Origin of the sequence: Actinomycetospora sp. NBRC 106375, from assembly GCF_030269665.1 — a bacterium.
GTDB lineage: Bacteria > Actinomycetota > Actinomycetes > Mycobacteriales > Pseudonocardiaceae > Actinomycetospora.
This window is the reverse complement of the sequence record NZ_BSTS01000005.1, coordinates 44,836-70,296: the sequence shown is the minus strand read 5'-3', so window position 1 is coordinate 70,296 and position 25,461 is coordinate 44,836. Positions and strand designations below refer to the sequence as shown.

The window sequence follows — 25,461 nt, the reverse complement described above, 5'->3', positions numbered from 1 at the left end:
GGCAGCGTCGGTGATCAGCTGACGGCGAGCCACACCGCCGCGTCCGGGCCCAGGCGCCCGCCCTCGAGCGGCACGCTCGCGAGCAGCACCTCGTCGTGGGCGGGCAGGTCGACCGGCTCCAGACCCAGGTTCACCACGCACGCGAACCCCGGCTCGCGGCGCAGGTGCAGCACCGCGTCGCCGGGAGCCGACACCCACGCCATGTCGCCGTCGCCCAGCGCCGGGTGGGCGCGGCGGCGGCGCAGCGCGGCGCGGTAGAGCTCCAGGACCGAGTCCGGGTCCCCCTCCTGACGGTCCGCCGCGTAGTCCGTCCAGCCGGCGGGCTGCGGGAGCCACGGCGCCGTCGCACCGGGAGGGCTGAACCCCGCCGACGTGCCCGCCGTCGCCGACCACGGCAGCGGCACCCGGGCCCCGTCGCGCCCGCGCACCGTGAAGCCGGACCGCTGCCAGGTCGGGTCCTGGCGGGCGTCGTCGGGGATGTCCTCGACCTCGGGCAGCCCCAGCTCCTCGCCCTGGTAGACGTACATACCGCCGGGCAGCGCGGCCTCGAGCAGCAGCGCGGCGCGGGCGCGGCGGGTGCCGAGGACGAGGTCGGTGGCGCCGTCGCGGGCGACCGTGGACGTCGGCACCTCCTCGCGCTCGGTCGTGGGCCGGCCGTAGCGGCTCGGGTGGCGCACGACGTCGTGGTTGGACAGCACCCAGGTCGCCGGGGCGCCCGCGGCCCGCAGGTGCCCGGTGGTGACGTCGATGGCCTCGCGCAGCGCCGCCGGGTCCCACGGGGCGACGAGGTAGTCGAAGTTGAAGGCCGTGTGGAGCCGGCCGGGGGCGACGTAGCGCGCGAGTCGTTCCGGGGCCGGCGTCCACGCCTCGGCGACGAACATGCGCTCGCCGGGGTAGGAGTCGGCCACCCGCCGCCAGGCCTCGTAGATCTCCTCGACGCCCTCGCGGTCCACGTAGGGGTGCCCGCCGGCCGGGTAGGAGCGGCCGAGCTGGTCGCGCGGGTCGGTGAGGTCGGGCAGGGCTGGGTCCTTGACCAGGCCGTGGGCGACGTCGATGCGGAACCCGTCGACACCCCGGTCGAACCAGAACCGCAGGACCGCCTCGAACTCGGCCGCCACCTCGGGGTTCGCCCAGTTCAGGTCCGGCTGTCCGGGGTCGAACAGGTGCAGGTACCAGGAGCCATCAGCCACCCGCGTCCACGCCGGGCCGCCGAAGTGCGAGCGCCAGTTGTTCGGCGGCTCGGCGCCGTCGGGCCCGGAGCCCGGCCGGAAGACGTAGCGGGCGCGGGCCCCGGGCTCGTCGGCCAGCGCCGCCCGGAACCAGACGTGCTGGTCCGACGTGTGGTTGGGGACGATGTCGGGGACCAGCCGCAGCCCGTGCTCGTGCGCGTCGACGATCAGCTTCTCGGCGTCGGCGACGGTGCCGTAGGCGGGCTCGATCGCCCGGTAGTCGGCGACGTCGTACCCCGCGTCGGCCTGGGGCGAGGCGTACCACGGGTTGATCCACAGCGCGTCGACGCCGAGCGCGGCCAGGTACGGCAGGCGCTCGCGGATGCCCGCGATGTCGCCGATGCCGTCGCCGTCCGCGTCGGCGAAGCTGCGGATGTAGACCTGGTAGATGACGGCGTCGCGCCACCAGGGCGAATCGGACATGGAGCCCAGTGTCCCGAACGCCGCGTGAGGCGTCAGGCGCGGACCGTGGCGCGCTCCTGCTCGTCCTCGTCGTCGAACTCGTCGTCGAACTCGTCGTCGACCTCGTCGTCGACCTCGTCCGGGTCCAGGACGTCCTCCGGCTCCGGCGCCTCGTCGATGCCCTCGGGCGCGCGGCGCTCGCGCAGACGCTCGGTGGCGCGACGCAGCATCTCCAGCGCCTGCGCGGCGAGGCGCACGACGAACGCGAGGAAGAGCCGCGCCTGCTCCAGGAGGAAACCGACGGCCGCGCCGACGCGCCCCTGGTCCTCGTCCTGGCGCGGCTCGCGCTCGGCGCTGCGCTCACCGATCCGGTCGGCGAGGTCGTCCACCTTCTCGACGGCGCGGTCGACCAGCGCCGCGAGGACACGCCCGGCGAGCACGGGGAGCATGCGCCGGGCGGCCTCGGTCAGGATCGGCCCGCTCACGTCGGAGGGGCGGGGCACGGTGCCGTTGGTGGTCATCACTCCCTGACGCTAGACGTGCACAACCGGTAGGACACTCCGCCGACGGCACCCACCGCCGCGGCACCTGCGCGAGCGATCTACACCGGACGCTTGAGCATCTCCGCGATCGCCGCGTCGATGAACGCGGTGTCGACCGGGTTCTTCCCGCCGCCCGCGAAGTGACCCCACACGCCCGGGATGACGGTGACCTCGCCGCGCGGGATGTGCTGCGACGACCACTCCTCGTCCTCGGGCGGGAAGTAGAGATCCTTCTCGGCCGGCAGGGAGAGCAGCGGGCAGCGGATGGAGTTCAGTGCCGCGACGGTGTCGCCGTCGAAGCCCGGCGTCTGCCCGACGTCGCCGTGCTCCCAGGTCCACAGCATCGCGAGCAGGTTGTTCGGGTCGCGGCCATCGAGCCAGAAGCCCTCCCAGAAGCCTACGAGGAAGTCCTCGAGCGAGGAGTGCCCGAGCTTGCGCCACTCCTCCTGCCAGTAGAAGGCCTGCGAGAACCCCCAGCCGGCGTAGATGCGGGCGAAGGCGCGCAGGCCGCGCAGGGGCAGCCGGTCGGGGGTGTACCAGCCGTCGGCGAAGGTCGCGTCGGCGCGCATCGCCTCGCCGAGGGAGTACAGGAAGACCTTGTTGTGGTCGGCGGTGATCGCGGAGCCGCAGAACGGCACGGCGCGCTGGACCATCTCGGGGTGGCTGACCGCCCACTGGTAGGTCTGGCCCGCGCCCATCGACCAGCCGGTGACCAGGGCGAGGGACTCGATCCCGAAGTGCTCGGTGACGAGACGGTGCTGGCAGGCGACCTGGTCGTGGAACGTGACGTGCGGGAAGCGCGCCCGGTCGTGGGGCTGCGGGGTGTTGCTGGGCGAGCTCGAGAGCCCGTTGCCCAGCATGCTCGGCACGATGATGAACCACTCGGCGGGATCGAGCGCCATGCCCGGCCCGATGAGCCACTCGTTGTCGGTGTGCCACCCCGAGAACCAGGTCGGGTAGACGATCGCGTTGGAGCGGTCGGCGTTGAGCGTGCCGTAGGTCTGGTACGCCAGGTGGGCGTTCGGCAGCGTCATCCCGTGCTGGAGGACGACGTCGCCGAGCGGGAAGAGCTGGGCATCGGTGGGCGGGGGCATCGGCGGGGACCTCCTCGGGCAGTGGCGATCTCCGCGATGGGAGCACGTCGGTGACCGCTGTCACATCGTCCGGACCCGCTTCGTCACGGGACCGCAACGTCGCCGCCGTGCGCTGGTCCGGTGGCACCATGGAGCTGATGCGGCAGCCGGGGCGACGCGAGCGGCTGATCGCCGCGCGCGAGCGCGACGGCGACGCCTGCCTCTGGTGCGCCCGCCCGCTGACGGGCACCGTCGCGGCCACCACCGACCACGTCGTCCCCAAGGTCAAGGGCGGCCCGTCGTGGCTGGAGAACGAGGTCGCCGCCTGCCGCCGCTGCAACGGCGAGCGCGGGCACCGCGGGGCCGTCGAGTGGCTCGAGGAGTGCGAGCGCCGCGGGTGGACGCCCGACGCCGTTCGCCTCGAGCGGGTGCTGGTGTCGCTGGCGGCGGCGATCGCCGAGCGCGGCGGGCAACGGCGGGCGCGGCCGCACCTCGACGCCCAGCTGCGCCGACTGCGGAACCGGGTCGCTGCCTAGTCCCGGTACGCCGCGTCGAAGAAGGCGAGCTCGAGGTCCACGGCGCGGGTGAACGCCGCGGCCATGTGGTCGCGGGTCGCGGCGTCGGCGCCCGCGGCGACGCGGTCGGTCTCGGTGCGCAGCAGGTCCACCCATGCGGCGAAGGCCGGGCCGCGGTGCAGGTCGATCCACTCGCGGTGCAGCCAGTCGTCGGGGACGGGACCGGGTCGGGAAGCCCAGTCGAGGTAGAGCCACTCGGCGACGAGCAGGACGGCGAGCACCTGCCCGTAGCTCGCCGATCGTCGCGCGTCGTCCATGAGCGCGAGGAAGCCCCGGGTGGGCGGGAGCGGCTCGGCGGTCCCCGTGACGCCGAGCCGGGCGAGGGCGCGGGTGAAGTAGTCGTCCTCGTCGCCGGCGACCAAGCCGAGCTGGCGGGCGACGGCCATCCGCGGCTCGGTGCGGTCGGCGTGCGCCACCGCGGCGCCGAGCAGGGCGACGAAGCGGTCGAGGAACAGGGCGTCCTGGGCGAGGTAGCGGGCGAGCACGGCGTCGTCGAGCGTGCCGGACCGGAGCTCGTCGACGAACCGGTGACCGGTCGCGGCCTCCCACGTCGGCGCGGTCGCCGCGCGGAGGTCGTCGGAGAAGCTCATCGCGCCTGCTCCCCTCCTCGCTCTCGGTCGGCGTGTCGCTGCACCGAGCGTGTGGCGATCCTGGTGTGTGACGCCAGCAAAGCCGCATTCCTCGGACACCGGGGGTGGACGTGGCGCGGCCCGGGCATCGGCGGGCGGGGGCTGCCGCCGATGACCGGGCCGCGGGGCACCCCGGCCGCGCGGGAGGGAGGCGGCCGGGGGACGTGCTCAGCGCTCGAACTTGTCGGGGTCGGGCCCGAGACGGCGGTCCCGGTCCATCCCCTTGATCGTCTCCATCTCGTCCGCGGTGAGCTCGAAGTCGAAGATGTCGAAGTTCTCGCGCACCCGCTCGGGCGTCACCGACTTCGGGAAGATGATCGTGCCGATCTGGATGTGCCAGCGCAGCACCACCTGCGCGGCGCTCTTGCCGTGCGCCTCGGCGATCGGCGCGAGCTCCGGGGAGTCCAGCAGGCCCTTGCCCTGGCCGATCGGGCTCCACGCCTCGGTGGCGATGCCGTGGCGGTCGTCGTAGGCGAGCACGGCGGCCTGCTGCAGCTGCGGGTGCAGCTCCACCTGGTTGATCGCCGGGGTCGTGCTCGTCTCCTCCTTCAGCCGGTCGAGGTGGTGCGGCTGGAAGTTCGACACCCCGATCGCGCGGGTCTTGCCGTCGGCGTAGGCCTGCTCGAAGCCCTTCCACGTGTCGACGTACAGCGCCTTGCCGGGCAGCGGCCAGTGGATGAGGTAGAGGTCGACGAAGTCGAGCCCGAGCTTGCCCAGGCTCTCGTCGAGGGCGCGCTGCGAGTCGTCGTAGCCGTGGTTGCCGTTGTTGCACTTCGTCGTGATCCACAGCTCGTCGCGCGGGACGGACGACTTCGCGATCGCCTCGCCGACCTCGGCCTCGTTGCCGTACATCTGCGCCGTGTCGATGTGGCGGTAGCCGATGTCCAGCGCCGTCGTCACGGACTCCGCCGTGTCCGACGGGTCGATCTGGAACACGCCGAACCCCAGCTGCGGGATCGTCGTGCCGTTGTTCAGCTCGATACCGGGGACATCGCTCATGAGAGGCGAATACCCGAGGTGGTGCGAGCCTCAACCTCCGGACAGGGCCTCAGGCTGTGGCGAACGCGCCGAGGGTGCGATCGGGGCGCACACCCGAGAAGGAGCGGTGCCACGTGCGGTAGTACGCGATCTCCTCGTCGCTGCGCAGCGCCCACCCGTGCTCGACCGTGGGGGGCTCCGCGTCCTGCGCGCCCTCCTTGGCCTTCTCCTTCTCGACGAGCTTGGAGAGCACGTCCTTGGCGCCGGAGCCGTCGCCGAACTGCTCCTTGCCACGCCAGATGATGTCGTGCGGCACCATCCCGTCGAAGGCCTCGCGCAGCAGCTGCTTCTCGGTGCGGTCGTGGATCTTCAGCTTCCACTCCGCCGGGATCGCGAGCATCTCGCGCATGACGGTGGCGTCGAGGAACGGGACCCGGGCCTCGAGGCCGTAGTTCATCGTCGTGCGGTCGCAGCGCTGCAGGTTGAGCTCGTGCAGCATCTCGATGGAGCGCACCAGCTCGGCCTGGAGCGCGTCCGGCGTCCCGTACTCCTCGGCGTGCACGTACTCGTAGCCGGCGAACAGCTCGTCGGCGCCCTCGCCGGTGAGCACGACCTTGACGTGCTTCACCGCCTCGCGCGCGAGCAGCAGGTTCGGCACCGCGGAGCGCACCAGCGCCGGGTCGAAGTGCTCGATGACCGTGACGGCCTCGTCGAGGGCCGACTCGAGGTCGTCAGCGGTCGGCATGATCTCGTGGTGGTCGGTGCCGAGGTACTCGGCGACGGCCCGCGCGGCGAGCAGGTCGCCCGAGCCCTCGGTGCCGACGGCGAACGTCGGCAGACGCTCGCCCTTCTCGTCGGCGACCTTGGCGGCGACCGCGGCGACGATGGCGGAGTCGAGCCCGCCGGAGAGGAACACGCCGACCGGCACGTCGCTCATCATGTGGCGGCGCACGGAGTCGGAGAGGACGTCGCGGATGTGGCCGAGGTCCTCCTCGGTCCACTGCTTGTCCGGGGCGTAGCGCGCCGGGCGCACCTCGACCGGGACGGCGTCGGCGAAGCGGACGATGGCGCCCTCGGCGACGTCGTCGCCGTTGACGCCGGGCGTCCAGACGTACCCGGGCGGGAAGGCCTCGACGGCCGGCTGGTCCTCGGGGTCGAAGGCACGCAGCTCGCTCGCGAAGAGCGTCACGCCGTCGAGACGGGCCCAGTAGAGGGGCTTGATGCCGATCGGGTCGCGGGCGACGGCGCCGCGGCCGTCGGTGTGGGCCATCGCGAGGGCGAACATGCCGCGCACCTCGTGCAGGGCCGCCGAGCCGTCACGCAGCACCAGGCGGAAGGCCGACTCGGTGTCGGAGTCGGTCGCGAACCGGACCTCGGAGAGGACGTCGCGGATGTCCTCGTGGTTGTAGATCTCGCCGTTGCCGACCACGTAGGCGGAGTCGGTGTCGTCGGCGATCGGCTGCTTGCCGCCCGTGACGTCCATGATCGAAAGACGCTGGTGGCCGAGCCACGCGGTGTCGAGGTGCACCCGACCGGTGTCGTCCGGTCCTCGGTGGTGGATGCGGGCGAGCATCCGCTCGCATTTCTCGGGGTCGATGTCTCCGTACGCCGCGACGATTCCGCACACGGTGCGTCCCACATCCTCAGTGTTCTCGAGTGGACCACGGGCAAGCCGTAGAGCACATTCCAGGTAACCACTCCTCGCCCACAGGCGCATCGATCCGTCGCATGCGTCACTGCCCTGTAACGATCCGCCCGCCGATCAGCGCCAGGCGAACACCGGCTGCTCGAGGCCGTCGACGCGGGTGGTCCGTCCGTGCAGGGCGACCTCCCGGAACTGCAGCAGGACGGCCGCGGTCGGGGCGTGGATGAAGTGCCCGACCAGCGGCATCTGCACCACCGGGCGCGGGGACTCCTCGATCGTGTGGAAGAGCGGGTCGACGTCCAGCTCGTCGAGCGTGATGTGGAAGAGCTCGGAGACCTCGTCCGGCGACGGCCGCAGGTCGGCCACCGCGCCCGGCGCCGCCATCACGACCGGGGTGATCACGAACCCGGACCGCGTCGGGTAGTCGTCGAGCAGGCCCAGCACGGTGTCGGCACCGAGGCGCAGGCCCAGCTCCTCGTCGAGCTCGCGGCGCGCGGCGGTGACCACGTCCTCGCCGGCGTCGACCGAGCCGCCCGGCAGCGCGAACTGGCCCGGGTGGTCGCGCAGCCGCGACGTGCGGCGCGTGAGCAGCACGCCCGGGCCGCGGCCGGGGTCGTCGAGCACCACGACGGCGACCGCCGCCGCGCGCAGGTCGGGGCGGTGGACGGTGCGCCGGTCGTCGCGGTCGTGGCCGCGGACGCGCGCGGCCACCTCCGCCGCGGAGGGGTGCGTCATCCCCAGAAGATGCCCGTCGGGTCGGCGTCGACGATGTCGAGCAGCGGCGCGGGCGAGCTCGCCTTGGACTCGTCGGGGTAGCGGTGCCAGCGGCCGCTCGAGTCCGGCCAGAGCAGGATCCAGCGCTCCTCGTCGGGGACGAGGCGCAGCTGGGCGATCGGCTCGGTGGTCCAGCCCGTCCCGAGCTCGGGGAACACCGGTGCCCGGCGCGCGGAGAGCGTGATGCGCCCGGCGCGCTCGGTGTAGGAGATGCGCACCTGGTCGCGCTGTCCCTCCGGGACACGGCGCGCGCACCACTGCCGCACGAGCGCGCGGTGCTCCTCGGGGACGTCCACGGCACTCACTCTGACACGGCCGCCCCGGCCGCCGGGAGTGGCCCGCAGCACCTCGTGGACGAGCCCGGACGGGCGACCCGCCCTCCGGGTGACCCCGGGCGCCTGCCACGATGCGCCGACCGCAACGGGTGCAGGGAGGCGAGCGGGCGTGGGCGCTGGGACGGGTCTCGATCGGCGCGCGCGCGTCACCACCTCGGTGGCCACGGCCGTCACGGCCGTCGGTCTCGTGCTCGGTGTCGCGGCCTGCGGCGGCGGGACGCCCGACCCCGCGGCGTCGAGCGCCCCGGCCGCGACCTCCGCCGCGCCCGCGACGCCCGACCCCGCCGTGCGGCAGTACTGCGACACGGTCACGCGCGTGCAGGCCGAGCAGTCCGCGCCCGGCGCCGGCCAGAACGGCGTGCCCGCGTCCGCGGACGCCGCCCGGCGCCAGGTCGCCGACCTCGTCGCCGTCGCCCCGCCCGAGATCGCCGGCGAGTGGCGCACCGTGCAGTCGCTGACGAACCAGGCGCTGGACTCCCTCGCCGCGACCGGCGGCGACCCGTCCCGCATCGACCGGGCCACGCTCGCGCGCCTCCAGCAGGAGGCGACCCCCGCGGTGAGCCGCATCCAGCAGGTCACCCAGGAGCGCTGCGGGATCACCTTCCGTCCCCCGGGCTGAGGATTACCGTCGGAGGCCGTGACCGACGAGCCCATCAGCCGCTTCCCCGTCGTCGAGCTCGACGACCTGCCCGACGACCTCCGCGAGCGCGTCGGCGCGATCGCCGAGCGCTCGGGCTTCGTGCCCAACATCTTCCGCGCCCTCGGGCACCGACCCCTGGAGCTGCGGGCGTTCCTCGACTACCACGACGCGCTCATGGAGCGGGAGTCGCCGCTGTCAAAGGCCGAGCGCGAGCTGGTGATCGTCGCGACCTCCGGCGCCAACCACTGCACCTACTGCGTGGTCGCCCACGGCGCGATCCTGCGCATCCGCAGCAAGGAGCCGGAGCTCGCCGACCACGTCGGCATCAACCCCTACGGCGCCGCGCTCGACCCGCGCCGGCGCGCGATCGTCGACCTCGCGCTCTCGCTCGCGCTGGACTCCGCGTCGCTCTCCGAGGACGACCTCGACGCCGCGCGGGACGCCGGCCTGACCGACGAGGAGATCTGGGACGTCGGGGCGATCACCGCGCTGTTCGCGATGTCGAACCGCCTCGCCCACCTCACGGCGCTGAAGCCCAACCCCGAGTTCTTCGGCATGGGCCGTCAGGCGCGGGGGTAGGCGGCGGACATGAGCTCAAGCGTCGCCGTTCTCGGCATCGGGATCATGGGCGCGGGGATGGCCCGCAGCCTGCTCCGCGAGGGCCACGAGGTCACGGTCTGGAACCGCAACCCCGACAAGGCGAAGCCCCTGGCCGACGACGGGGCCCGGGTGGCCGACTCGGCCGCCGACGCGGTCGCCGCCGCCGACGTCGTGATCACCATGCTGTTCGACACCGACTCCGTCGTCGACGTCATGGACTCCGCCCTCGACGCCGCCCGCGAGGGCGCGGTGTGGCTGCAGACCAGCACGGTCGGCATCGAGGGCGCGCGGCGCCTGACTGCGCTCGCCGAGCAGAAGGGCGTCGCGATCGTCGACGCGCCGGTCATCGGCACCAAGGCGCCCGCCGAGAACGGGAAGCTCGTGATCCTCGCGTCCGGGCCGTCGTCGCTGCGGGAGAAGGTGGCGCCGGTCCTGGACGCCGTCGGCAGCGCGACCCAGTGGGTCGGCGAGGAGACGGGGCAGGGCAGCAGGCTCAAGCTCGCCGTCAACGCCTGGGTCGGCACGATGGTCAACGGCATCGCCCAGTCGATGGCCCTGACGAAGGCGCTGGGCCTCGAGCCGCAGGCCTTCCTCGACGCCGTCGCGGGCCAGGCCGTCGACGCGCCCTACGTGCAGCTCAAGGGCAAGGCGATCATCGACGAGGACTTCACGCCGTCGTTCGAGCTCGACGGCATGATCAAGGACCTCGACCTGATCATCGCCGCGATGGACGACCACGGCACCGACTCGACGCTGGCCCGCTCGATGCGCGACCGGGGCGCCGCCGCCTCCCTCGCCGGTCACGGCGCGGACGACATGGCCTCGGTCTGGTACGGCTACCGATCCTCGTGAGCAGTTGGCGCCCCTATGGGGGCGCCAACTGCTCACATGGTGTCAGGCGCCGGGGGTGTTGTTGGCCAGCTCCAGGGCGTACTGCGGCCAGAAGTCGCCGGCGGTCGGGGCGCCGCGGCAGTCGCCGTCGGAGTCGCCGGGCTCCTTGACCCACAGGTACGCGGCCACGCGCTGCGAACCGGTGTCGCGGGTCGGCGGGGTGCCGAGGGCGCGGCCGGGCGGGTTGCACCACGTCGGCTGGTCCGGGCCGTTGTAGTCGCCGTTGCCGTTGCGGCTGGTGTCGATCACGTAGCGGGCGTTGCCCACCTGGCTGGACACCCGGTCGCCGTAGGCCCGCACCTGGTCGGTGTTCATGAAGTTCGAGACGTTCAGCGCGAAGCCCGCCGCCTGCTCGACACCCGACTTCCGCAGCCCGTCGGCCAGCTTGCCGACGTCGGTCACGAAGCCCGGGTTGCCGGCGTCGATGTAGACCTCGCCGCCCGCCTGCGACAGCGTGCGCACGGCCTCGGAGAGCAGCTCCTCGCGGCCCTCCTGCTGGCCCTCGCCCTCGCAGTTGGTCAGCGTCTGGGGCAGGGCGTCGGGCTCGAGGACGACGACCGCGCGGTTGCCGCCCATGCCGCGGGCGAAGGCGCCCAGCCAGTCGCGGTACGCGCCCTCGTTCTCGGCGCCGCCGCTGGAGTACTGGCCGCAGTCGCGGTTGGGGATGTTGTAGGCCGTCAGGACCGGGGTCCGGCCGGCGGCGCGGGCCTGCGACATCACGCCCGACACCTCGCCCTCGACCCCGCCCTGCTCGCCGGTCGGCCAGATCGCCACGGGCTGGCGGGCGATCTTCTCGAGGGCCGCCGCGTCCTGGGTGCGTCCCTCGCCGCGCCACTGCTCGATCTGCTTGGCCGCCGCCGAGGAGGGGTCGACGAAGAACTCCGAGGCCGCCGGCGGGACCGCCGGGCCCTGGCCTCCGCCGCCTCCGCCGCTCTCGCCGCCGCCACATGCCGAGAGACCGAGCGCGGCGATCGCGGCCAGCGCGCCCGCCATGAGCCTGGTCCTCGTCATCGGTCCGGCCCCGCGGTGCGTGTCCTGGTCCTGCATCATCGATTCCGTCCCGCTCGGTCGTGTCGTCCGGCCTTCTCGCGTCCTGCTCGCGGCCTCTCGGCCATCCGGAGTCAGGCTCTCAGGTGCGTTCGTAGCGCCTCTGTGGGGGGATGGACCGCCCACCGCGGCGAGCTGTCCGCTCGGCGGCCCACCGCGCGTCGCGGCCGTCCCGGCGCGTCGGGGACCCGATCGCGTGCGACACGGGTCACGCCGCCTCGGTGTCGCCGGCCGCCGGCACGTCGACCCAGCGGGCCGTGGACGGGACGCCGCGGTCGTCGACGAGGAAGAGCATGTACCGGCCGGGCAGGGCGATCGTCCGGTCCTCGGGCACCGTCACCGACACGGCGCCGTCGCGCTTCTGCAGGTCCAGCGCGATGGACCGCTGCCCGGTGTCCGTGACGTGCGTGGACGCCATCGGCGCCATGAGGCGCGCGCTCGCGATGCGGGCGGCGTCGGGCGTCGCGACGTCGACCGTCTGCCCGAGCGCGACGGTCTGCGGCGCGTCGGCGATGGTCGGCTGCTGGCCCCGGAACAGGTACGGCGGCGTGTAGATCTCGATGCGCTGCTCGAAGGTGCCCGGGATCGTGCCGGCCGCGTCGTTGAACAGGGGGTCGGAGCCCACGGTCATCACCCGGCCGTCGGGCAGCAGCAGGCCCGCCGAGTGGTAGTTGCGACCCACCTGCGGATCGGCGGCGTTGTCCAGCGTGTTGGTCTGCGGCCGGTAGATGCGGGCGTTGTGGTTGTCCGAGGCGCCCTTGCCGCGGTAGTCCCGCGAGCCGTTGCTGATGAGCAGCGAGTCGTCCGGCAACGTCGTGAGGTTCGGGTAGCGGGTGCCCTCGGGCAGCGACGGGCCCGGCTGCCAGGTCGGGGTCGGGCCGTCGAGGTCGATGGTGTCGATCCGGCCCGTCGAGCGCGGGCTCTCGCCGACCCCGCCACCACCGACGACCGCGATCCGCTGGTCCTGCACCGGGCCGACCCACGCCGAGCCCGCCGTCTCCAGCAGGTCGGGGTCACGGATGCCGGGGACCGGGGTGAGGAGGTTGGTGCGCAGGTTCCAGAACCCGGGTACGCGGCCCTGCTCGGCGGGCCCGTAGCCGGCGTTCGCGCCGGAGTAGAAGAGCACGTTCTCCCGCGCGGTCTGGAACAGCGCCGGGTAGCTCGGGAAGTACTGCGTGAGGTCCTTGCGCTCGGTCCAGCGCCGTGTGACCGGGTCGTAGATCTCGTTCTGCCCGTTGAGGATCTCGCCGGTGCCGTCGAGGCCCGACACCGAGATGACGCTGCCGTTCGCGAGGCCCGTCAGCGTCGGGTACCAGCGCTTGAAGACCATGTCGCCGACGCGCTCGTAGGCCTCGGTGAACGGGTTGAACTCGTAGCTCTGCTCGATGCCCTGGTAGTCCTGCTTCTCCAGGGTCATCGCCTGGCCCAGCGCGTAGAGGTTCTGCGCCTCGGCCGCGGGCACGCCGTTGATCGTGTACTGCTTCGGCCCGACGGCGATGTACTGCGCGCCGACGTCGACGGCCTCGGCGAACACGACGGTCTCGCTGGCCGTCACCGTGGCGCCGCGCCGGGTGGCGATCTTGGCCGCCGGTTGGACGACGAACGGGTGCGTGGCGCGGTAGATCAGGCCCTCGGGCGAGCGGAACTCCGTCCCGGCCGCGAAGTTCTGCGGCGCCGCGTCCGGGTTCTCGTTCTTGACCGTCAGCCCGCCCGCGGCGTGGGTGACCGCGCCGTCGAGGCGCTCGTAGCGCTGGGTCCCGCCGGCGATGAGCAGGTTGCCGTTGGCGAGAAAGGTGTGCCCGGCGCAGAACATGTCGTCCGGTGTCGGGATGACGCGGCTGCGCCCGGTGGCCGGGTCGTAGACGAGGCTCTTGAACGTCCCCGCGTTGAACATGTCCTCCTTGTTGCCCGATCCGGCGATGAGGAGGATGCGCCCGGTCGGCAGCACCGCGGCGTGGATCGCGTTGACCTTCTGGTCGTCGGGGAGGTCGACGACGTCCCACTTGCCGTACTGCTGCTTGTACTCCTGGCTGTTGATCAGCCGTTGGTGGCGGAGCTCGGAGATCCAGGCCCAGGCCGGCGGCACGTTCACGCCGAGCATGACCGCCGGGACGACGATGAGGAGCAGGAAGCGTTTGACCCGTCTGGTCAGCCCCTGCTCGATCAACTCGCCTCCGTTCGTCGCCCTTCGGTCTCCGCCGGCACCTCGGCACCGGGGTGGCGGGACGGGCCGGCCACCGCGGCCAGCGCCACCACGCGGACCGCGACCGTCGGGGCGTTGAGCGAGACGGCATCGGACGCGCGCGTCCCACCGTCTCGTCCGTCGTGCCGCTTTGCCGATTCGTTACTGATGCTAGACCCTGCCGAGACCGGGTTCACCCCTGGTGTCCCGTTCGTCCCGTTCGCCGCGGCGTGCTCGGCGGCCGCCGGCATCGGCGTCGGTGACTGCTCACGCCGTGGCGTGGGCCGCGGTGACGGTGCGGGCGACGGACGGCCCTCGGCGCCCGTGTCCGGACGCGCGGACGGCGACGGGGTCGGTCGTCCGCCCTCGGGCACGATCCCGGGGCGGGCGTCCGGACGGTCGTCCGACCGGTCGGGACGGGGCTCGGGACGGGGTGCACCCGGCCGGGCCGGACCCTGCTGCTCGGCGGCCGCGGGCGCGACCGGTCGCTGGCCCGGCTGACCCGGCTGACCCGGCTGACCCGGCTGGCCCGGCTGACCCGGCTGCTCGGCCGCCGCCGGGCGCTCGGCGGGGTGGCCCGGGGGCGGGAACGGAGCGGGGCCGGGACGGGGGGTCGGTGTCGGGCGGGGCCGGGCGCCCGGCGTCGGCGCGGGACGTCCGGGGCCGGCGGGCGGCGCGGCCGGACGGTCGGCGGGACCGGGGGCCGGCCGGCGTCCGGTGTGCCGGCCGGGCTGCGGGCCCTGCGGCGCCGGCGGACCGCCCGGCGCCGCCGGACCCTGCGGCTGGGGCCCCTGCGGAGCCTGCGGCTGGGGACCCTGCGGGCCCTGCGGCTGCGGTCCCTGCGGCGCCTTCGGCTGCGGCGACGGCTGCGGCGACGGCTGCGGGGACGGAGGCTGCTGGGCGGCGTGCTGGGGCACCGGCCGCAGCCCGGGCCGCCGACCCGGCTGACCCGGCTGACCCGGCTGACCCGGCTGGCCCGGCTGGCCCGGCTGCGGCTGACCCGGCTGACCCGGCTGCGGCTGGCCCTGGGGCACCGGCGAGGGGCGGTTGCGCGGCACGGGCGACGGCGCCGGGTCGACGCCCTTCTCCGGCGACGGGCGGCGCGCCGGCGAGGGACGGCCGTCAGCGGGACGCGGGGACGGGGACGGGGACGGGGACGGCGAGGACTCGTCGGCACCGCGGCGGGAGAGCGAGGACGTCCGCACCCAGCCCGCGGGCAGGTCGCCGTTGAGCGCGACCGCGGGACGCGCACCGGCCGGCGTGAACGCCGGGTCGCCGGCGGCGATCGCCTCCGGGATCGGGGAGCGCCGGGTGGTGCTGCCCGCGGCCAGCAGCGCGTCGAGCGCGGCCCGCTCGAGCGACTCGGTGGTGACACCGGAGCGACCGTCGGCGAGCACCGGCACCGATTCGATCGCCGGCTGCCGGCCGACGATGCGCTCGACGAGGCAGAGGATCGGCGGCGCCAGGCACGCGGCCAGCGCCACGGCCGGCCACAGCAGGACCGCGGGCGTCGCGTAGCCCTGCAGGATCGCGAGCACGATCGCGCCGACCAAGAGCGCCGCCCACTGCAGGTGGCGCCGGAAGGTCAGGATGTGGTCGGCGCTCGACGACAGGCCCTTGGGCGTGACGACGAAGCGCGCGGGCAGGCGCAGCAGCGTGGCGATCAGCGAGGCCGCGAAGATCGGCGCCGCGAAGATCGACATCAGCATGCCCTTGACGCCCGAGGAGCCCTCGGCCTCGTAGGGGCTGACGTTGTACCGCCGGTTGCGCAGGTAGACCCACAGCTGGAACGCGGTGGCGTCCACGTAGAGCGCGAGCCACAGCTGCACCGGCACGACGACGCCCTGGACCCCCAGGGCCAGGAAGAGGCAGGCGTTGACCGCGCCCAGCACCCAGCCGATCGCCATCGACGGGTAGAAGGTCGTGATGAGGATGTAGTGCAGCGCGCGGCCCGGCGACAGGCGCGGCAGCCGGAAGACCATCTCCTTGAGGAGGACCTCGAAGGTGCCGCGCGACCAGCGCATCTGCTGGGAGAAGAAGTCGCCCCAGGACGACGGGCCCTCGCCGACGGCCAGCACGTCGGGCGTGTAGACCGACTTCCACCGGCGCCCGGAGTCGGGGTTGCGGCGGGTGTGGAACTTCAGCCCGGTGGCCATGTCCTCGGTGATCGAGTCGGACAGGCCGCCGATGCGCTTGAGCGAGCTGATGCGGATGGCGTTGTTGGTGCCCACCAGCATCGCGGCGTTGTAGCGGTTGGCCGCGCGCTGGATCAGCGAGTGGAACGGGAACTGCTGGGACTCCGCGGCGCGCGTCACGAACGTCTCGTCGTTCGCGTAGCACTGCGGGCCGACGACGTAGGCGACGTCGGGGTCGCGGAAGTAGCCCAGGATGCGTTCGGCGTAGTTGGGCAGCGGCACGTGGTCGGGGTCGACCGACAGGAACACCTCGTAGGAGTCGCCGTGCTCGGCGACCCAGGCGTTGTAGTTGCCGTGCTTGGTCTTCGCCTTGTAGGCGCCCTTGCGCTGGTTGTACTTGTCGATGCCCTTGCGGGTGAAGTGGTTGACCCCCAGCTCGCGGCACATCGCCTTGACGTCCGGGTCGTCACCCTCGTCGAGGATCCAGACGTCGAGGATCCCGTCGTACTGGATGCGCAGCGCCGCCTGCAGCGTGCCGCGCACGACGTCGATGGGTTCCTTGCTGGGGACGATCGTGGTGAGGAAGGCGACGCGCCGGTCGGGCTCGGGCGGGACCGGCACCGGGTCGCGGCTGATCACCGACGCGAGCGACAGGGAGAAGACGTTGATCAGCCGCAGGAGCTCCATGAGGCCGATCGAGCCGATGACGACCCAGTTCGCGTAGATCGCGAAGGTCGAGCCGATGACCGGCGGCCGGTGCGACGGGTGCAGCAGCCAGAGGAAGAACAGGGCCTCGAAGGCGAAGTTCAGGCCGGCGACGAGCAGCGAGCGGGCCACCCGGCCCTTGCCGTGCACCGCGTCCACGCCGCGGTAGGCGACCTGGTACGGGCCGTCGACGGGATCGGGCTCCCGGATCGGCCCGGCGAGCTGAGAGAACTCCTGGATACGACGGCCGACGACGAGTTCCGACTCGTCGACCTCGTCCGGGGGTCGCTCGGCAAGAAGGGTCATCGGCCGTTTCGTCTCGATCCTCGTGACACCGCAGCACCGGCAGTGATCACGAGCCTCCCGTCGTCGTCGCACCCCTCGCGGACCCGCGGGGAGGCGGTACCGCCGACGTGCCGTCCTCCTGTCCGGTCACCCGGTCGTCCGGACCTCTGGTGTTCCATCGGTCCCGGAAACGGTAAGGGCATCACCCACCGTGCTCACCGAGGGGGACGGTTGACCGCCTCCATCGGTGGCCCGTGACCCGCCGACATCGCGCTGTGTTCCACCGAACGGAGGACACGGAGGCGCCGTCAGGGGCCCGTGATCACCGCTCACGGTCGACGACAGACGGTAGCGCGTCAGTCTCGCCGCACCGCACCGGGTGCGAGCGCGTGCTGCGTCACGTCCAGCAGATCGCCGTCCCGGATCTCCGCCGTCATGTAGGTGCACACCGGCTGGCGGCGACGCTCCGTGGGCGATCCGGGGTTGAGCAACCGGACACCGCCCGGTGTCGTCGTGTCCCACGGGATGTGGCTGTGCCCGAACACGAGCACGTCGACCGGCGTCGCGCTCCCCGGTCCGAAGCGCGCGTCGCAGCGGCGCTCGCGGCCGGCCGCCGAGCCGGTCTCGTGGGTGACGGCCAGGCGCAGCCCACCGACGTCGGCGACCGCGGTCTCGGGCAGGTGGGCGCGCAGGTCGTCGCCGTCGTTGTTGCCCCAGCACGCCACGAGCCGGCGGGAGCGCCGCTCGAAGCCGTCGAGCAGCTCCGGGTCCATCCAGTCGCCCGCGTGCACGACGACGTCGGCGGCGTCGATCCGCTCCCAGAGCTCGGCGGGCAGCTCCCGGTTCGGGTACCGCGGCGTGAGGTGGGTGTCGGTGGTGAGCAGGAGGCGCACGGATGCCATCAGGCGTCAGCGCTCCAACAGCAGCGCGTGCAGGGCGACGAGCGCGATCGGCGCGTACGGCAGGACGACCGGCGCCGGACCGGTGGTGCGCAGCCACGTCCGCGACCGCACGCGCGGGCCGTCGTCGGCGCGGGCGTCCTCGACGCCGTGGTCGAGGTGCAGCGTCACCGGTCCCGCACGCACCCGCCACGACCAGGTGCGGGCCTCCTCGTCGACGGCCGTGACCTCGAAGGGGAGTCCGACGACGCCCGCGGCCCGGACCGTGCCCCGCAGTCCGGGCCGCAGCCGCCGGTGCTCCGCGGTGACCCCGGTGATCTGGGGCGCCCACCGGCTCCAGAGGTCGAGGTCGGCGTAGCGCTCCCACGCCTGGTCGGCGGGGAGCGGACCGGTCGCCCGCAGCGTCGTCTGCACGGCCGTGGACGTACCCGCGACGGGCCTGGACGACGAACACATACTCCGAGTATGGTTTCGGCGAACACCCGGTACGTCCACGTACCGATCGACCGCGGGAGGTCGCCGTGTCGCTGTCGGAAGCCGTCAGGTCCAGCTCGGTGGGCACGACCCTGCGCTGGGGCGCGACGCACGGGCTGATGCGCGCGGCGATCCGCCGCCAGGTGCGGGCGGGCAACCCCGACGCCCGCCTGCTGCTCGACCCCGACATGCAGGCCGACCCGTTCCCGCACTACGAGGCGATCCGGGCGTCCTATCCCTTCGCGCCCGGCGCGTTCGCGCGGATGACCGTGCACCACGACGTCGCGACCGCGGTGCTGCGCAGCGACGGGTTCGGGGTCACCAACCCCACGTCGGTGGTGCCCGGACCGGCCAAGGCGGCCCTGGCCCTCGCCGGCCCGCCGCGCAACCCCGGGCCGATCGAGCCGCCCTCGATGCTCGCCGTCGACGCGCCGGACCACCCGCGCTACCGCAAGCTCGTCAGCCGCGCCTTCACCGCCAAGCGGGTCGCCGCGCTGCGCGAGCGGACCAGCGAGGTCGCCCAGGAGCTGCTCGACGACATGGACCGCGCGGCCCGCGACGGTGACGGGCACACCGTCGACCTCGTCGCCCGCTACGCGAGCCTGCTGCCGGTCACGGTCATCAGCGAGATGCTCGGGGTGCCGGCCTCGATGCGCGACCAGTTCCTCGAGTGGGGCGACGGCGCGGCCACGTCGCTGGACATGGGCCTGACCCGCCGTGCGCACGCGTCGATGGAGCGCCACCTCGCCGCGCTCAACGACTGGATGCGCGAGCACCTGCGCCGGCTGCGCCGCGAGCCCGGTGACGACCTGCTCTCGAGCATCGTCACGCAGGTCGACGACGACGGCACCGGGCTGACCGAGCAGGAGCTCGTGTCCACCGCGCTGCTCGTGCTGGCCGCGGGCTTCGAGACGACCGTCAACCTCATCGGCAACGGCACCGCTCAGCTCTTCGCCCACCCCGAGCAGCGCGAACGGCTGGTGGCCGAGCCCGAGCGGTGGTCCAACGCCGTCGACGAGATCCTGCGCTTCGACCCGCCGGTGGAGCGCACGGCGCGCCGCGCCACGGTCGACACCGAGGTCGCCGGCGTCCCCGTGTCCGCGGGCGGGCTCGTCGTCACCGTGCTGGCGGGCGCCAACCGCGACCCGCGGGTGTTCGACGACCCCGCGACCTTCGACGTCGCCCGCACGAACGCGAAGGACCACCTGGCCTTCTCCAGCGGGCCGCACTTCTGCCTGGGCGCCCAGCTCGCGCGGATGGAGGGCGAGGTGGCGCTGCGCGCCCTGTTCGAGCGCCACCCGCGGCTGGCCCCGGCCGGCCCCGCCCGCCGGCGCCCGACCCGCATCCTGCGCGGGTACGCCGAGATGCCCGTGCGCCTCGAGCCGGCGGTGAGCGCGTCGCGCGTGTGAGCGGAAATGAGCGCTCTGGCGCGCATTTCTGCTCACGTGCGCCGGAGGCGCACTCAGGTGAAGGCGCTGTAGCCGGTGATCTCCCGGCCCACGATGAGGGTCTGGATGGTCTCGGTGCCCTCGAAGGTGTGGATCGACTCGATGTCGGCCATGTGCCGCATGACGTGGTTGTCGAGCAGGATCCCGTTGCCGCCGAGCAGGTCGCGGGCGTGCGCGAGCACCCAGCGGGCCTTGCGCGTGTTGTTCATCTTGGCGAGCCCGGCGATCGTCGGCGCCAGGTCGTCGTCCTCGGCGAGCTGGGCGATCTGCATGCAGTAGAGCTGCATGCCGGTGAGCTCGGCGAGCATCTGCACCAGCCGCTCCTGCACGATCTGCGACGCCGCCAGCGGCTGGCCGAACTGGTGGCGCTCCATGACGTAGCGCAGCGCCGCGTCGTAGCCGGCGGTCGCGTGCCCGAGCGCCATCCAGGCGCAGGTCCCGCGGGTGGTCGCCAGCACGCGGCCGGTGTCCTTGAAGCTCTCGGCGCCCGGGAGCCGGTCGCGGTCGGGCACCCGCACCCCGTCGAGGCGGATGTCGGCCTGCCACACCGAGCGCATCGAGCCCTTGCGCGGGATCACCTCGGCCTCGTAGCCCGGGGTCGTCGTGTCGACGATGAAGCCGAGCACCGTGCGGGTCTCGGCGTCGCGCGCCCACACCACGGTGCGGCCGGCGATGCTGCCGTTGCCGATCCAGCGCTTGCGGCCGTCGATCACCCAGTCGTCACCGTCGCGGCGCGCCGTGGTCTCCAGCGACACGGAGTCCGACCCGTGCTCGGGCTCGGTCAGCCCGAACGCCCCGACGAGGTCGAGCCGGGCCATCGCCGGCAGGAACTCCTGCTTCTGCTCCTCGGAGCCGAGCATGGCGATCGACTTCATCGCGAGGCCCGACTGCACGGCGTGGAAGGTGGCGAGGCTGCCGTCGCCGCGCGCGAGCTCCATGGCGACGAGGCCGCTCGTGAGCGGGTCGTGGCCGGGGCACCCGTAGCCCTCGATGTCGTCGCCGACGACGTCCAGCTCGGGCAGGCCCTTGATGACCTCCCACGGCATCTCCGCGGCGTCCCACGCGGCGGGGGCGGCCGGGCTCACCACGCGGTCCACGTAGCGGCGCACGGCCATGAACGTGTCCCACTGCGCGTCGGTGAACCGGCGGCGCACCGAGAAGAAGTCGGTCCCGAGCGCCTCGGTGAGCGGACCGTCGCTGTCCACGCTGCTGTCGGCGGTCATCGGCGCTCCTCGGCCTGGCACGGTGGGTACGGCGGGCACGGTTCCCCGTCACCCTGCCCGCCACGCCACCCGGGAGTGCTCCGTTGACCGATCCGACCGATCCCGCGACCGTCGTGCGCGCCTTCCTCGCCGACCTCGAGCGCCTCGACCTCGACGCGGCGTGCGCCCGCCTGGACCCCGCGGTCGTCTACGAGAACGTGTCGCTGCCGCCCGCGCGCGGGATCGCCGCGACCCGGCGCGTGCTCGGGATGCTCACCGCGCGCGCCACCGGCTTCGGCGCCGAGAACCACCGCGTGGCCGCCGACGGCCCGGTCGTGCTGACCGAGCGCACGGACACCATCGAGGTCGGTCGCCTGCGGACGTCGTTCTGGGTGTGCGGCACGTTCGAGGTGCACGACGGGCGGATCACGCTGTGGCGCGACTACTTCGACTGGGCCGCCGTCACCGGTGCGCTGATCACCGGGGCGGGGCGGGCGCTCGTGTCGCTGGTGCGCCGGTCGTAGATCGTCGCGTCGTCGCGTCGTCGCAGCCCACGGCGCCACACGCCGCCCGCTCGGTACCCCCACGATGCGCCCGTTCGCGCTAGCGTCCGCCCTCGACCGGCACGTTCAGCACCGAGCGGAGGGACGTCATGGCGGGGAAGTTCGAGGTGTACGAGGACAAGGCCGGGAAGTTCCGGTTCCGCCTCAAGGCCAGCAACGGTCAGATCGTCGCGTCCGGCGAGGCCTACGAGACGCGGGCCGCGGCCAAGAAGGGCTGCGAGTCCGTCCAGAAGGCCGCGCAGGGCGCCCCGATCGAGGAGACCACCTGAGGCGGTGACGGCCGGGGACGGGTGACACCCGGCCGGACGCGCCTCGCGGCCCGGCCGGGTGTCACCCGTCCGAGTGGGCCCGGGCGGACGCCCAGGACACCACTCTGTCCGTCGAGCGAGAAATCTGACGGCCGGACGCAAGTTGGGCACGACCGGCTGTTTCCCTTTACCCCGTCGGCGGGTATATCCACTGCCCGTCACTCGTGCAGCCGCATCCGAACGGCGCGCACGAACCCACGGTGGGCCCGCTGGACGAACGTCCACACCATCGTGGCCGGTCCGCCGGGGGGAGTGGATGGACGGACAGGCTCATCCGAGGAGCGGGGACCGTCACGACGGCTCCGCCGAGTACCTCGTGGTCGTCGCCGACCACGCGGGACGATTCCGCGACGCGTACGGCCCATATCCGCTGGCGACGGCCCACTGCGAGGCCGACCGCCGGCGGCGCGACCTGTCCGTGGCGGGAGAGCCCCACGCCGACGTGCGGATCGCCCGCCACCACCCCGTGGCGATCCCGCACCCGCGGGGACCCTGGCGGCACAGCGAGTCGTAGGCCTCTGACTAGGCGATGTGGCGCCCGCTGATGGCGCGGGCGATGACGAGCTGCTGGATCTGCTCGGTGCCCTCGAAGATGTCGTAGATCTTGCTGGCGCCTCTGGGCGACCTGCGCCAAGGTCGGGTGGACCCCCTCCGAGCTGGGCCGGAGCTGCTCGACAGTTCTCAGCTCGGCTCGGCCCTCCCCGACCTCCGACGGCCTGGCGACGGCCTGGCGACCGGCTGACTCTGATCAGATGCCGGTGATCAGTCGAGCCCACGTCCCGAGCGCCAGCGGCCCAAGCTCGGAGCGGAGGACCCGAACACCACGGCGACGTCGGACCGACGCTCGTCCGGTCCGACGTCGGCGCGCTCGTCGACTCGAAGGCAGCGCTACTTCACGAAGCGGCTGATGAAGTCGAGGCAGGTGCGGGCCACCTCCTCCCAGCCCGAGTCGATCGTCAGGGAGTGGCCACGCCCGGGAATCTCGGTGAACTCGGTGGGGAAGTGTTCGTTGCGCAGCTGGGCGTCGTAGGTCGCCTTGGCGATGGCGTGGGGTGCTTGGTGGTCGAGCTCGCCGGAGATGACGAGCATGGGTCCCCTGTCGTCCCGGGTCTTCTCGGCCTTGACCTCGGTGGCCGGGTTGAGGTTGGCGAAGGCTGCCTGGAACAGCGGGATGCCGGAGCCCGCGACATGGAACTGCTCGTAGAGCTCGCGTGCCTCGTCCTCCGACACGGCGTTGGCGAAGCCGAATCGGAACTGGTCGAAGGTCAGCGTCACCGCGCGGTGCCTGTTCGCCGGGTTCGCCAGCACGGGCGACGCGGACTTGAGCGCAGCGATCGGGAGGGGAAGCACGCCGCGGGACGGCGCCGGGTCGACCGCACAGGTCGCCGCCGAGAGTCCCCGTCCGGCGAGAATCTGGACCAGGACCCCGCCGAAGGAATGCCCGATCAGTGCTGGCTTGCGGTCCAGCCGTTCGATAATCATCTGCTGGTAGGCGGCTACGTCTCCGACGCTCTTGCCGGCGAACACTTCGGGGTGCGCGTGTGCCTCCTCCACCGAGAGCGGGTCATCGGGCCAGCCCGGGGTGACGGCGACGTAGCCGGCGTCCTCGAACAGCGCGGCCCAGCGGTCCCAGCTGGAGTCCAGCAGCCACAGGCCGTGGACGAACACGACCGGCTGCTTGCCCGATGCGTTGGCTCGTTCGATCTCCTGCTGCTCGCCCTGCGTAGGCGAGAGAGTCGTTTCCGTCATGGGATTCCTCCTGCTGGTCGAACCGGATGCGGTGGTTCGACCATGGACAGAGGGGGAGCTTTCGAGTGGGCTGATTGCGCACGACGGTGTGCCATCCGTGCAGGACACGGCCCCGCGGCCGCTCGATGCCGGGGTCGTTCACCCCTCGTCAGGAGTTGGTCACGTGCTGTCTCTGAGCATCGCTGATGTACCAGCGCGGGATCGCATCGACTTCCTCTACGAGACGATCTGGTCGAGCGTCCTACCTGTCGAGATGACGTTCGCGCCGAACCCAGCGGACATCGATGTCGAGTTCCGCGTAGGACAGGCCGGCCAGGTCAACTTCTCGTCGGCCCGCTCGAGCGCGAACGCCCTGCACCGCACGCCGGCACTCGTACGCCGCGACCACGAAGGGCAGCTCTTTCTCGCCGTTCAGGTCGCCGGAACCACTGTCGTCGAGCAGGGCGGTAGCCAGGCGGTCCTGCGGCCCGGCGATATGACGGTCTACGACAGCACTCGCCCGTACACGGTGGAGAATCGAGAACTCACCGAGCTGCACTACATCCGCATTCCCCGCGATGCCCTGGCCCTCCCTGACCGACGTCTCCGTCCGTTGCTGGCGGCCCGCATCGGCGCAGACTCCAATCCGCTGGCTCCGGCGGTGGGGTCCTTCTTCGGCAGTCTCGCGACCTCGGACGCTCTCGACCACCCTGACGCCGCGCGTCGTATCGCGGAACCCGCCATCGAGCTGATTCGGGCCCTGCTCGCGGTCCACGGCGGGGCCGATAGGGACGCCCAGGCGTCGCTGGACAACACCTTGGTCCTTCGCGTGACGCGGTACGTGCGTGACCACCTGCAGGAGCGCGACCTCGGCCCGCAGCGCATCGCCGCCGCGCACCACATCTCCGTCCGGCACCTCTATGCCGTTCTCGCGGACGCCGGGATCAGCAGCCTGCGAGCGACGATCCAGGAGCAACGGCTCGAAGCGTGCCGCCAGGAACTTCGAGACCCGCGCTATGCCCACCAGGCAGTCGCCACCGTCGGACGCCGCTGGGGATTCGTCGACCCATCGCACTTCGGGCGAGTCTTCCGGCAGACCTTTGGCTTCACCCCAGCGGAGTGGCGCCGGGCGGCCCCTACCGACATGTGCTGACTCGGCGCTACCAAAATTCTCATTCGTCAGTCAGGCGCGCTGATTCTCGCTAGTCGGCCAGGCCCCGGCCCGCCGGAACGGAGTGGGAGGCCAGGGCCGAGGGCCCTGGCCGGCGCGGCGCCGAAGGCGCCGCCTTGACTGATGAGAGGTCAATTCGGCAAAGCGCTATCGCAGCGCGCGCTCGGAGCGCCCGTCATTCATTGTGGTGGAAAGTGTTGAAGAAAGCGATGGCCTAGCCAGATTCCAATTCCGGCGCTCAATAACGCTCCGACGGGACCGTAAGTGAGCACTGCGGCACCAAGGAAGGCGACCGGTATTGTGAAGATCGGGGGAACGTGGCCGTTAACTTGAGTCAACGTGTCGCTGACGTCAAGCACGCCGTAGCCCAAGATGCACGCTACGGCCAGGGCACCTAAGAGGGATGTGGCGACCGTACCAACCATTTGTGCGCCATTCATCTTATGGCTCATGATGAGGTAGGTCGCAGCGGCGCACCCGCCCGACCATGTAAGGGTCGCGATAAAAATTGCGAACCAACTGCCTGCGTTCGCGAGTTCCGGCGAGAGCAGCGAGCCAAACGTAGCTCCCACGATGGGTACCACCCATTCAATAACCTTGTCCCAGGTCTCACCTTCTCGGTCGATCTGCCGCGCGAAAGAAGCCGCTTGGCTCGCCGGCCCCGGCATGACTCTCGGAACCGGCGGGCTTGGAGTGGCTAAGCCGTTGGAGGGTGAATAGCTCAATGGCTGTTGGGTGGGGTAGGAGGAGACGGCAGTTCTGTCTAGGACCTCGCCGTTGGCTCCAACGATCAACAGAGGACTGTTGGGAACGGCTCTTCTCCGCACCCACTCGATGGCCGTGTCTCGATTTGGTGCGGGGATAGGGCTTGCGTTCGAGCCCTGTCGATAGAAGGTCCAGTATTGGCCTGTGAATTGGACGATCCAAGTCTCCATCAAGCCCCCCCCCCGGAGGTAGTACGCGCAACTGCTCCACCTGCGTGCTGAATCTTACGTAGAGCA

The 25,461-nt window shown here is 72.3% G+C and carries 25 protein-coding genes; 9 read left to right on the top strand and 16 right to left on the bottom strand.

From position 1 onward, the window contains the following. Nucleotides 1–14: 14 nt before the first annotated feature. The 3 genes from QSK03_RS09930 to QSK03_RS09920 all read right to left on the bottom strand — a co-directional run bounded on the left by QSK03_RS09930 (nt 15) and on the right by QSK03_RS09920 (nt 3,267). Nucleotides 15–1,652 carry a glycoside hydrolase family 13 protein gene (locus tag QSK03_RS09930; protein WP_285651087.1) on the bottom strand — a complete coding sequence of 546 codons (1,638 nt, stop codon included), beginning with the start codon at nt 1,650–1,652 and terminating at the stop codon, nt 15–17. 32 nt (nt 1,653–1,684) lie between these two features. Further along, nucleotides 1,685–2,152: a hypothetical protein gene (locus QSK03_RS09925; RefSeq protein WP_285651085.1), complete on the bottom strand. Its 468-nt coding sequence runs from the start codon at nt 2,150–2,152 to the stop codon at nt 1,685–1,687. An 80-nt stretch (nt 2,153–2,232) separates the two neighbouring features. Further along, nucleotides 2,233–3,267 carry an alpha/beta fold hydrolase gene (locus QSK03_RS09920; RefSeq protein WP_285651082.1) on the bottom strand — a complete coding sequence of 345 codons (1,035 nt, stop codon included), beginning with the start codon at nt 3,265–3,267 and terminating at the stop codon, nt 2,233–2,235. A gap of 107 nt (nt 3,268–3,374) precedes the next feature. Between QSK03_RS09920 and QSK03_RS09915 the strand changes: the two genes are divergently transcribed. Then, on the top strand, nt 3,375–3,782 hold the full coding sequence (locus QSK03_RS09915) for an HNH endonuclease (protein ID WP_285651079.1): 408 nt from the start codon (nt 3,375–3,377) through the stop codon (nt 3,780–3,782). Here the strand turns inward: QSK03_RS09915 and QSK03_RS09910 are convergent. From QSK03_RS09910 to QSK03_RS09890, 5 genes are all read right to left on the bottom strand, one after another. Then, nucleotides 3,779–4,411, bottom strand: a complete 633-nt coding sequence (locus QSK03_RS09910) for a TenA family protein (protein WP_285651076.1) — start codon at nt 4,409–4,411, stop codon at nt 3,779–3,781. The two genes, QSK03_RS09915 and QSK03_RS09910, sit on opposite strands and share 4 nt — an antisense overlap. Nucleotides 4,412–4,618: 207 nt before the next feature. Next, complete coding sequence (locus tag QSK03_RS09905) at nt 4,619–5,449, bottom strand: aldo/keto reductase (protein ID WP_285651073.1); 831 nt, start codon at nt 5,447–5,449, stop codon at nt 4,619–4,621. A 49-nt stretch (nt 5,450–5,498) separates the two neighbouring features. Further along, the gene (gene asnB / locus QSK03_RS09900; protein ID WP_285651070.1) at nt 5,499–7,067 is read right to left on the bottom strand and encodes an asparagine synthase (glutamine-hydrolyzing); all 1,569 of its coding nucleotides are present in this window, start codon (nt 7,065–7,067) and stop codon (nt 5,499–5,501) included. A 123-nt stretch (nt 7,068–7,190) separates the two neighbouring features. Continuing rightward, the gene (locus QSK03_RS09895; RefSeq protein ID WP_285651067.1) at nt 7,191–7,808 is read right to left on the bottom strand and encodes an NUDIX hydrolase; all 618 of its coding nucleotides are present in this window, start codon (nt 7,806–7,808) and stop codon (nt 7,191–7,193) included. After that, nucleotides 7,805–8,143, bottom strand: a complete 339-nt coding sequence (locus QSK03_RS09890) for a DUF3024 domain-containing protein (protein ID WP_285651065.1) — start codon at nt 8,141–8,143, stop codon at nt 7,805–7,807. The genes QSK03_RS09895 and QSK03_RS09890 overlap by 4 nt, the downstream gene beginning before the upstream one ends. Before the next feature lie 148 nt (nt 8,144–8,291). On the opposite strand from QSK03_RS09890, the gene QSK03_RS09885 reads away from it, so the two are divergent. From QSK03_RS09885 to QSK03_RS09875, 3 genes are read left to right on the top strand one after another with little or no spacing between them, the layout of a single operon-like run. Continuing rightward, on the top strand, nt 8,292–8,801 hold the full coding sequence (locus QSK03_RS09885) for a hypothetical protein (protein WP_285651062.1): 510 nt from the start codon (nt 8,292–8,294) through the stop codon (nt 8,799–8,801). 18 nt (nt 8,802–8,819) lie between these two features. Continuing rightward, on the top strand, nt 8,820–9,401 hold the full coding sequence (locus QSK03_RS09880; RefSeq protein WP_285651060.1) for a peroxidase-related enzyme: 582 nt from the start codon (nt 8,820–8,822) through the stop codon (nt 9,399–9,401). Nucleotides 9,402–9,410: 9 nt separating this feature from the next. Beyond that, complete coding sequence (locus tag QSK03_RS09875; protein ID WP_285651059.1) at nt 9,411–10,274, top strand: NAD(P)-dependent oxidoreductase; 864 nt, start codon at nt 9,411–9,413, stop codon at nt 10,272–10,274. A 42-nt stretch (nt 10,275–10,316) separates the two neighbouring features. Here QSK03_RS09875 and QSK03_RS09870 read toward each other — a convergent pair whose 3' ends face one another. The 5 genes from QSK03_RS09870 to QSK03_RS09850 all read right to left on the bottom strand — a co-directional run bounded on the left by QSK03_RS09870 (nt 10,317) and on the right by QSK03_RS09850 (nt 17,980). Further along, on the bottom strand, nt 10,317–11,306 hold the full coding sequence (locus tag QSK03_RS09870) for a glycoside hydrolase family 6 protein (RefSeq protein ID WP_285651056.1): 990 nt from the start codon (nt 11,304–11,306) through the stop codon (nt 10,317–10,319). Between the two features lie 262 nt (nt 11,307–11,568). Next, nucleotides 11,569–13,527, bottom strand: coding sequence for a radical copper oxidase GlxA (gene glxA / locus QSK03_RS09865; protein WP_285651053.1), 1,959 nt, complete (start codon nt 13,525–13,527; stop codon nt 11,569–11,571). Further along, complete coding sequence (locus QSK03_RS09860) at nt 13,524–16,688, bottom strand: glycosyltransferase family 2 protein (RefSeq protein ID WP_285651051.1); 3,165 nt, start codon at nt 16,686–16,688, stop codon at nt 13,524–13,526. Before QSK03_RS09860 ends, glxA begins: the two co-directional genes overlap by 4 nt. Before the next feature lie 335 nt (nt 16,689–17,023). After that, on the bottom strand, nt 17,024–17,560 hold the full coding sequence (locus QSK03_RS09855) for a metallophosphoesterase family protein (RefSeq protein ID WP_285651718.1): 537 nt from the start codon (nt 17,558–17,560) through the stop codon (nt 17,024–17,026). Nucleotides 17,561–17,575: 15 nt separating this feature from the next. Beyond that, nucleotides 17,576–17,980 carry an SRPBCC family protein gene (locus QSK03_RS09850; protein ID WP_285651049.1) on the bottom strand — a complete coding sequence of 135 codons (405 nt, stop codon included), beginning with the start codon at nt 17,978–17,980 and terminating at the stop codon, nt 17,576–17,578. A gap of 140 nt (nt 17,981–18,120) precedes the next feature. On the opposite strand from QSK03_RS09850, the gene QSK03_RS09845 reads away from it, so the two are divergent. Further along, the gene (locus tag QSK03_RS09845) at nt 18,121–19,449 is read left to right on the top strand and encodes a cytochrome P450 (protein WP_285651047.1); all 1,329 of its coding nucleotides are present in this window, start codon (nt 18,121–18,123) and stop codon (nt 19,447–19,449) included. A gap of 53 nt (nt 19,450–19,502) precedes the next feature. Here QSK03_RS09845 and QSK03_RS09840 read toward each other — a convergent pair whose 3' ends face one another. Further along, complete coding sequence (locus QSK03_RS09840; RefSeq protein WP_285651045.1) at nt 19,503–20,711, bottom strand: acyl-CoA dehydrogenase family protein; 1,209 nt, start codon at nt 20,709–20,711, stop codon at nt 19,503–19,505. A gap of 83 nt (nt 20,712–20,794) precedes the next feature. Here QSK03_RS09840 and QSK03_RS09835 point away from each other — a divergent pair, with 83 nt between their 5' ends. From QSK03_RS09835 to QSK03_RS09825, 3 genes are all read left to right on the top strand, one after another. After that, the gene (locus QSK03_RS09835; protein WP_285651042.1) at nt 20,795–21,214 is read left to right on the top strand and encodes a limonene-1,2-epoxide hydrolase family protein; all 420 of its coding nucleotides are present in this window, start codon (nt 20,795–20,797) and stop codon (nt 21,212–21,214) included. A gap of 128 nt (nt 21,215–21,342) precedes the next feature. Next, nucleotides 21,343–21,522, top strand: a complete 180-nt coding sequence (locus QSK03_RS09830) for a YegP family protein (RefSeq protein WP_285651040.1) — start codon at nt 21,343–21,345, stop codon at nt 21,520–21,522. Between the two features lie 295 nt (nt 21,523–21,817). Further along, a complete protein-coding gene (locus tag QSK03_RS09825; protein WP_285651037.1) occupies nt 21,818–22,075 on the top strand; it encodes a hypothetical protein in 258 nt (85 codons plus the stop codon). A 374-nt stretch (nt 22,076–22,449) separates the two neighbouring features. Here QSK03_RS09825 and QSK03_RS09820 read toward each other — a convergent pair whose 3' ends face one another. Beyond that, a complete protein-coding gene (locus QSK03_RS09820) occupies nt 22,450–23,310 on the bottom strand; it encodes an alpha/beta hydrolase (RefSeq protein WP_285651035.1) in 861 nt (286 codons plus the stop codon). A gap of 163 nt (nt 23,311–23,473) precedes the next feature. Between QSK03_RS09820 and QSK03_RS09815 the strand changes: the two genes are divergently transcribed. Beyond that, nucleotides 23,474–24,442, top strand: a complete 969-nt coding sequence (locus QSK03_RS09815) for an AraC-like ligand-binding domain-containing protein (RefSeq protein WP_285651033.1) — start codon at nt 23,474–23,476, stop codon at nt 24,440–24,442. 197 nt (nt 24,443–24,639) lie between these two features. Here QSK03_RS09815 and QSK03_RS09810 read toward each other — a convergent pair whose 3' ends face one another. Then, on the bottom strand, nt 24,640–25,128 hold the full coding sequence (locus QSK03_RS09810) for a hypothetical protein (protein ID WP_285651032.1): 489 nt from the start codon (nt 25,126–25,128) through the stop codon (nt 24,640–24,642). Nucleotides 25,129–25,461 lie beyond the last annotated feature (333 nt).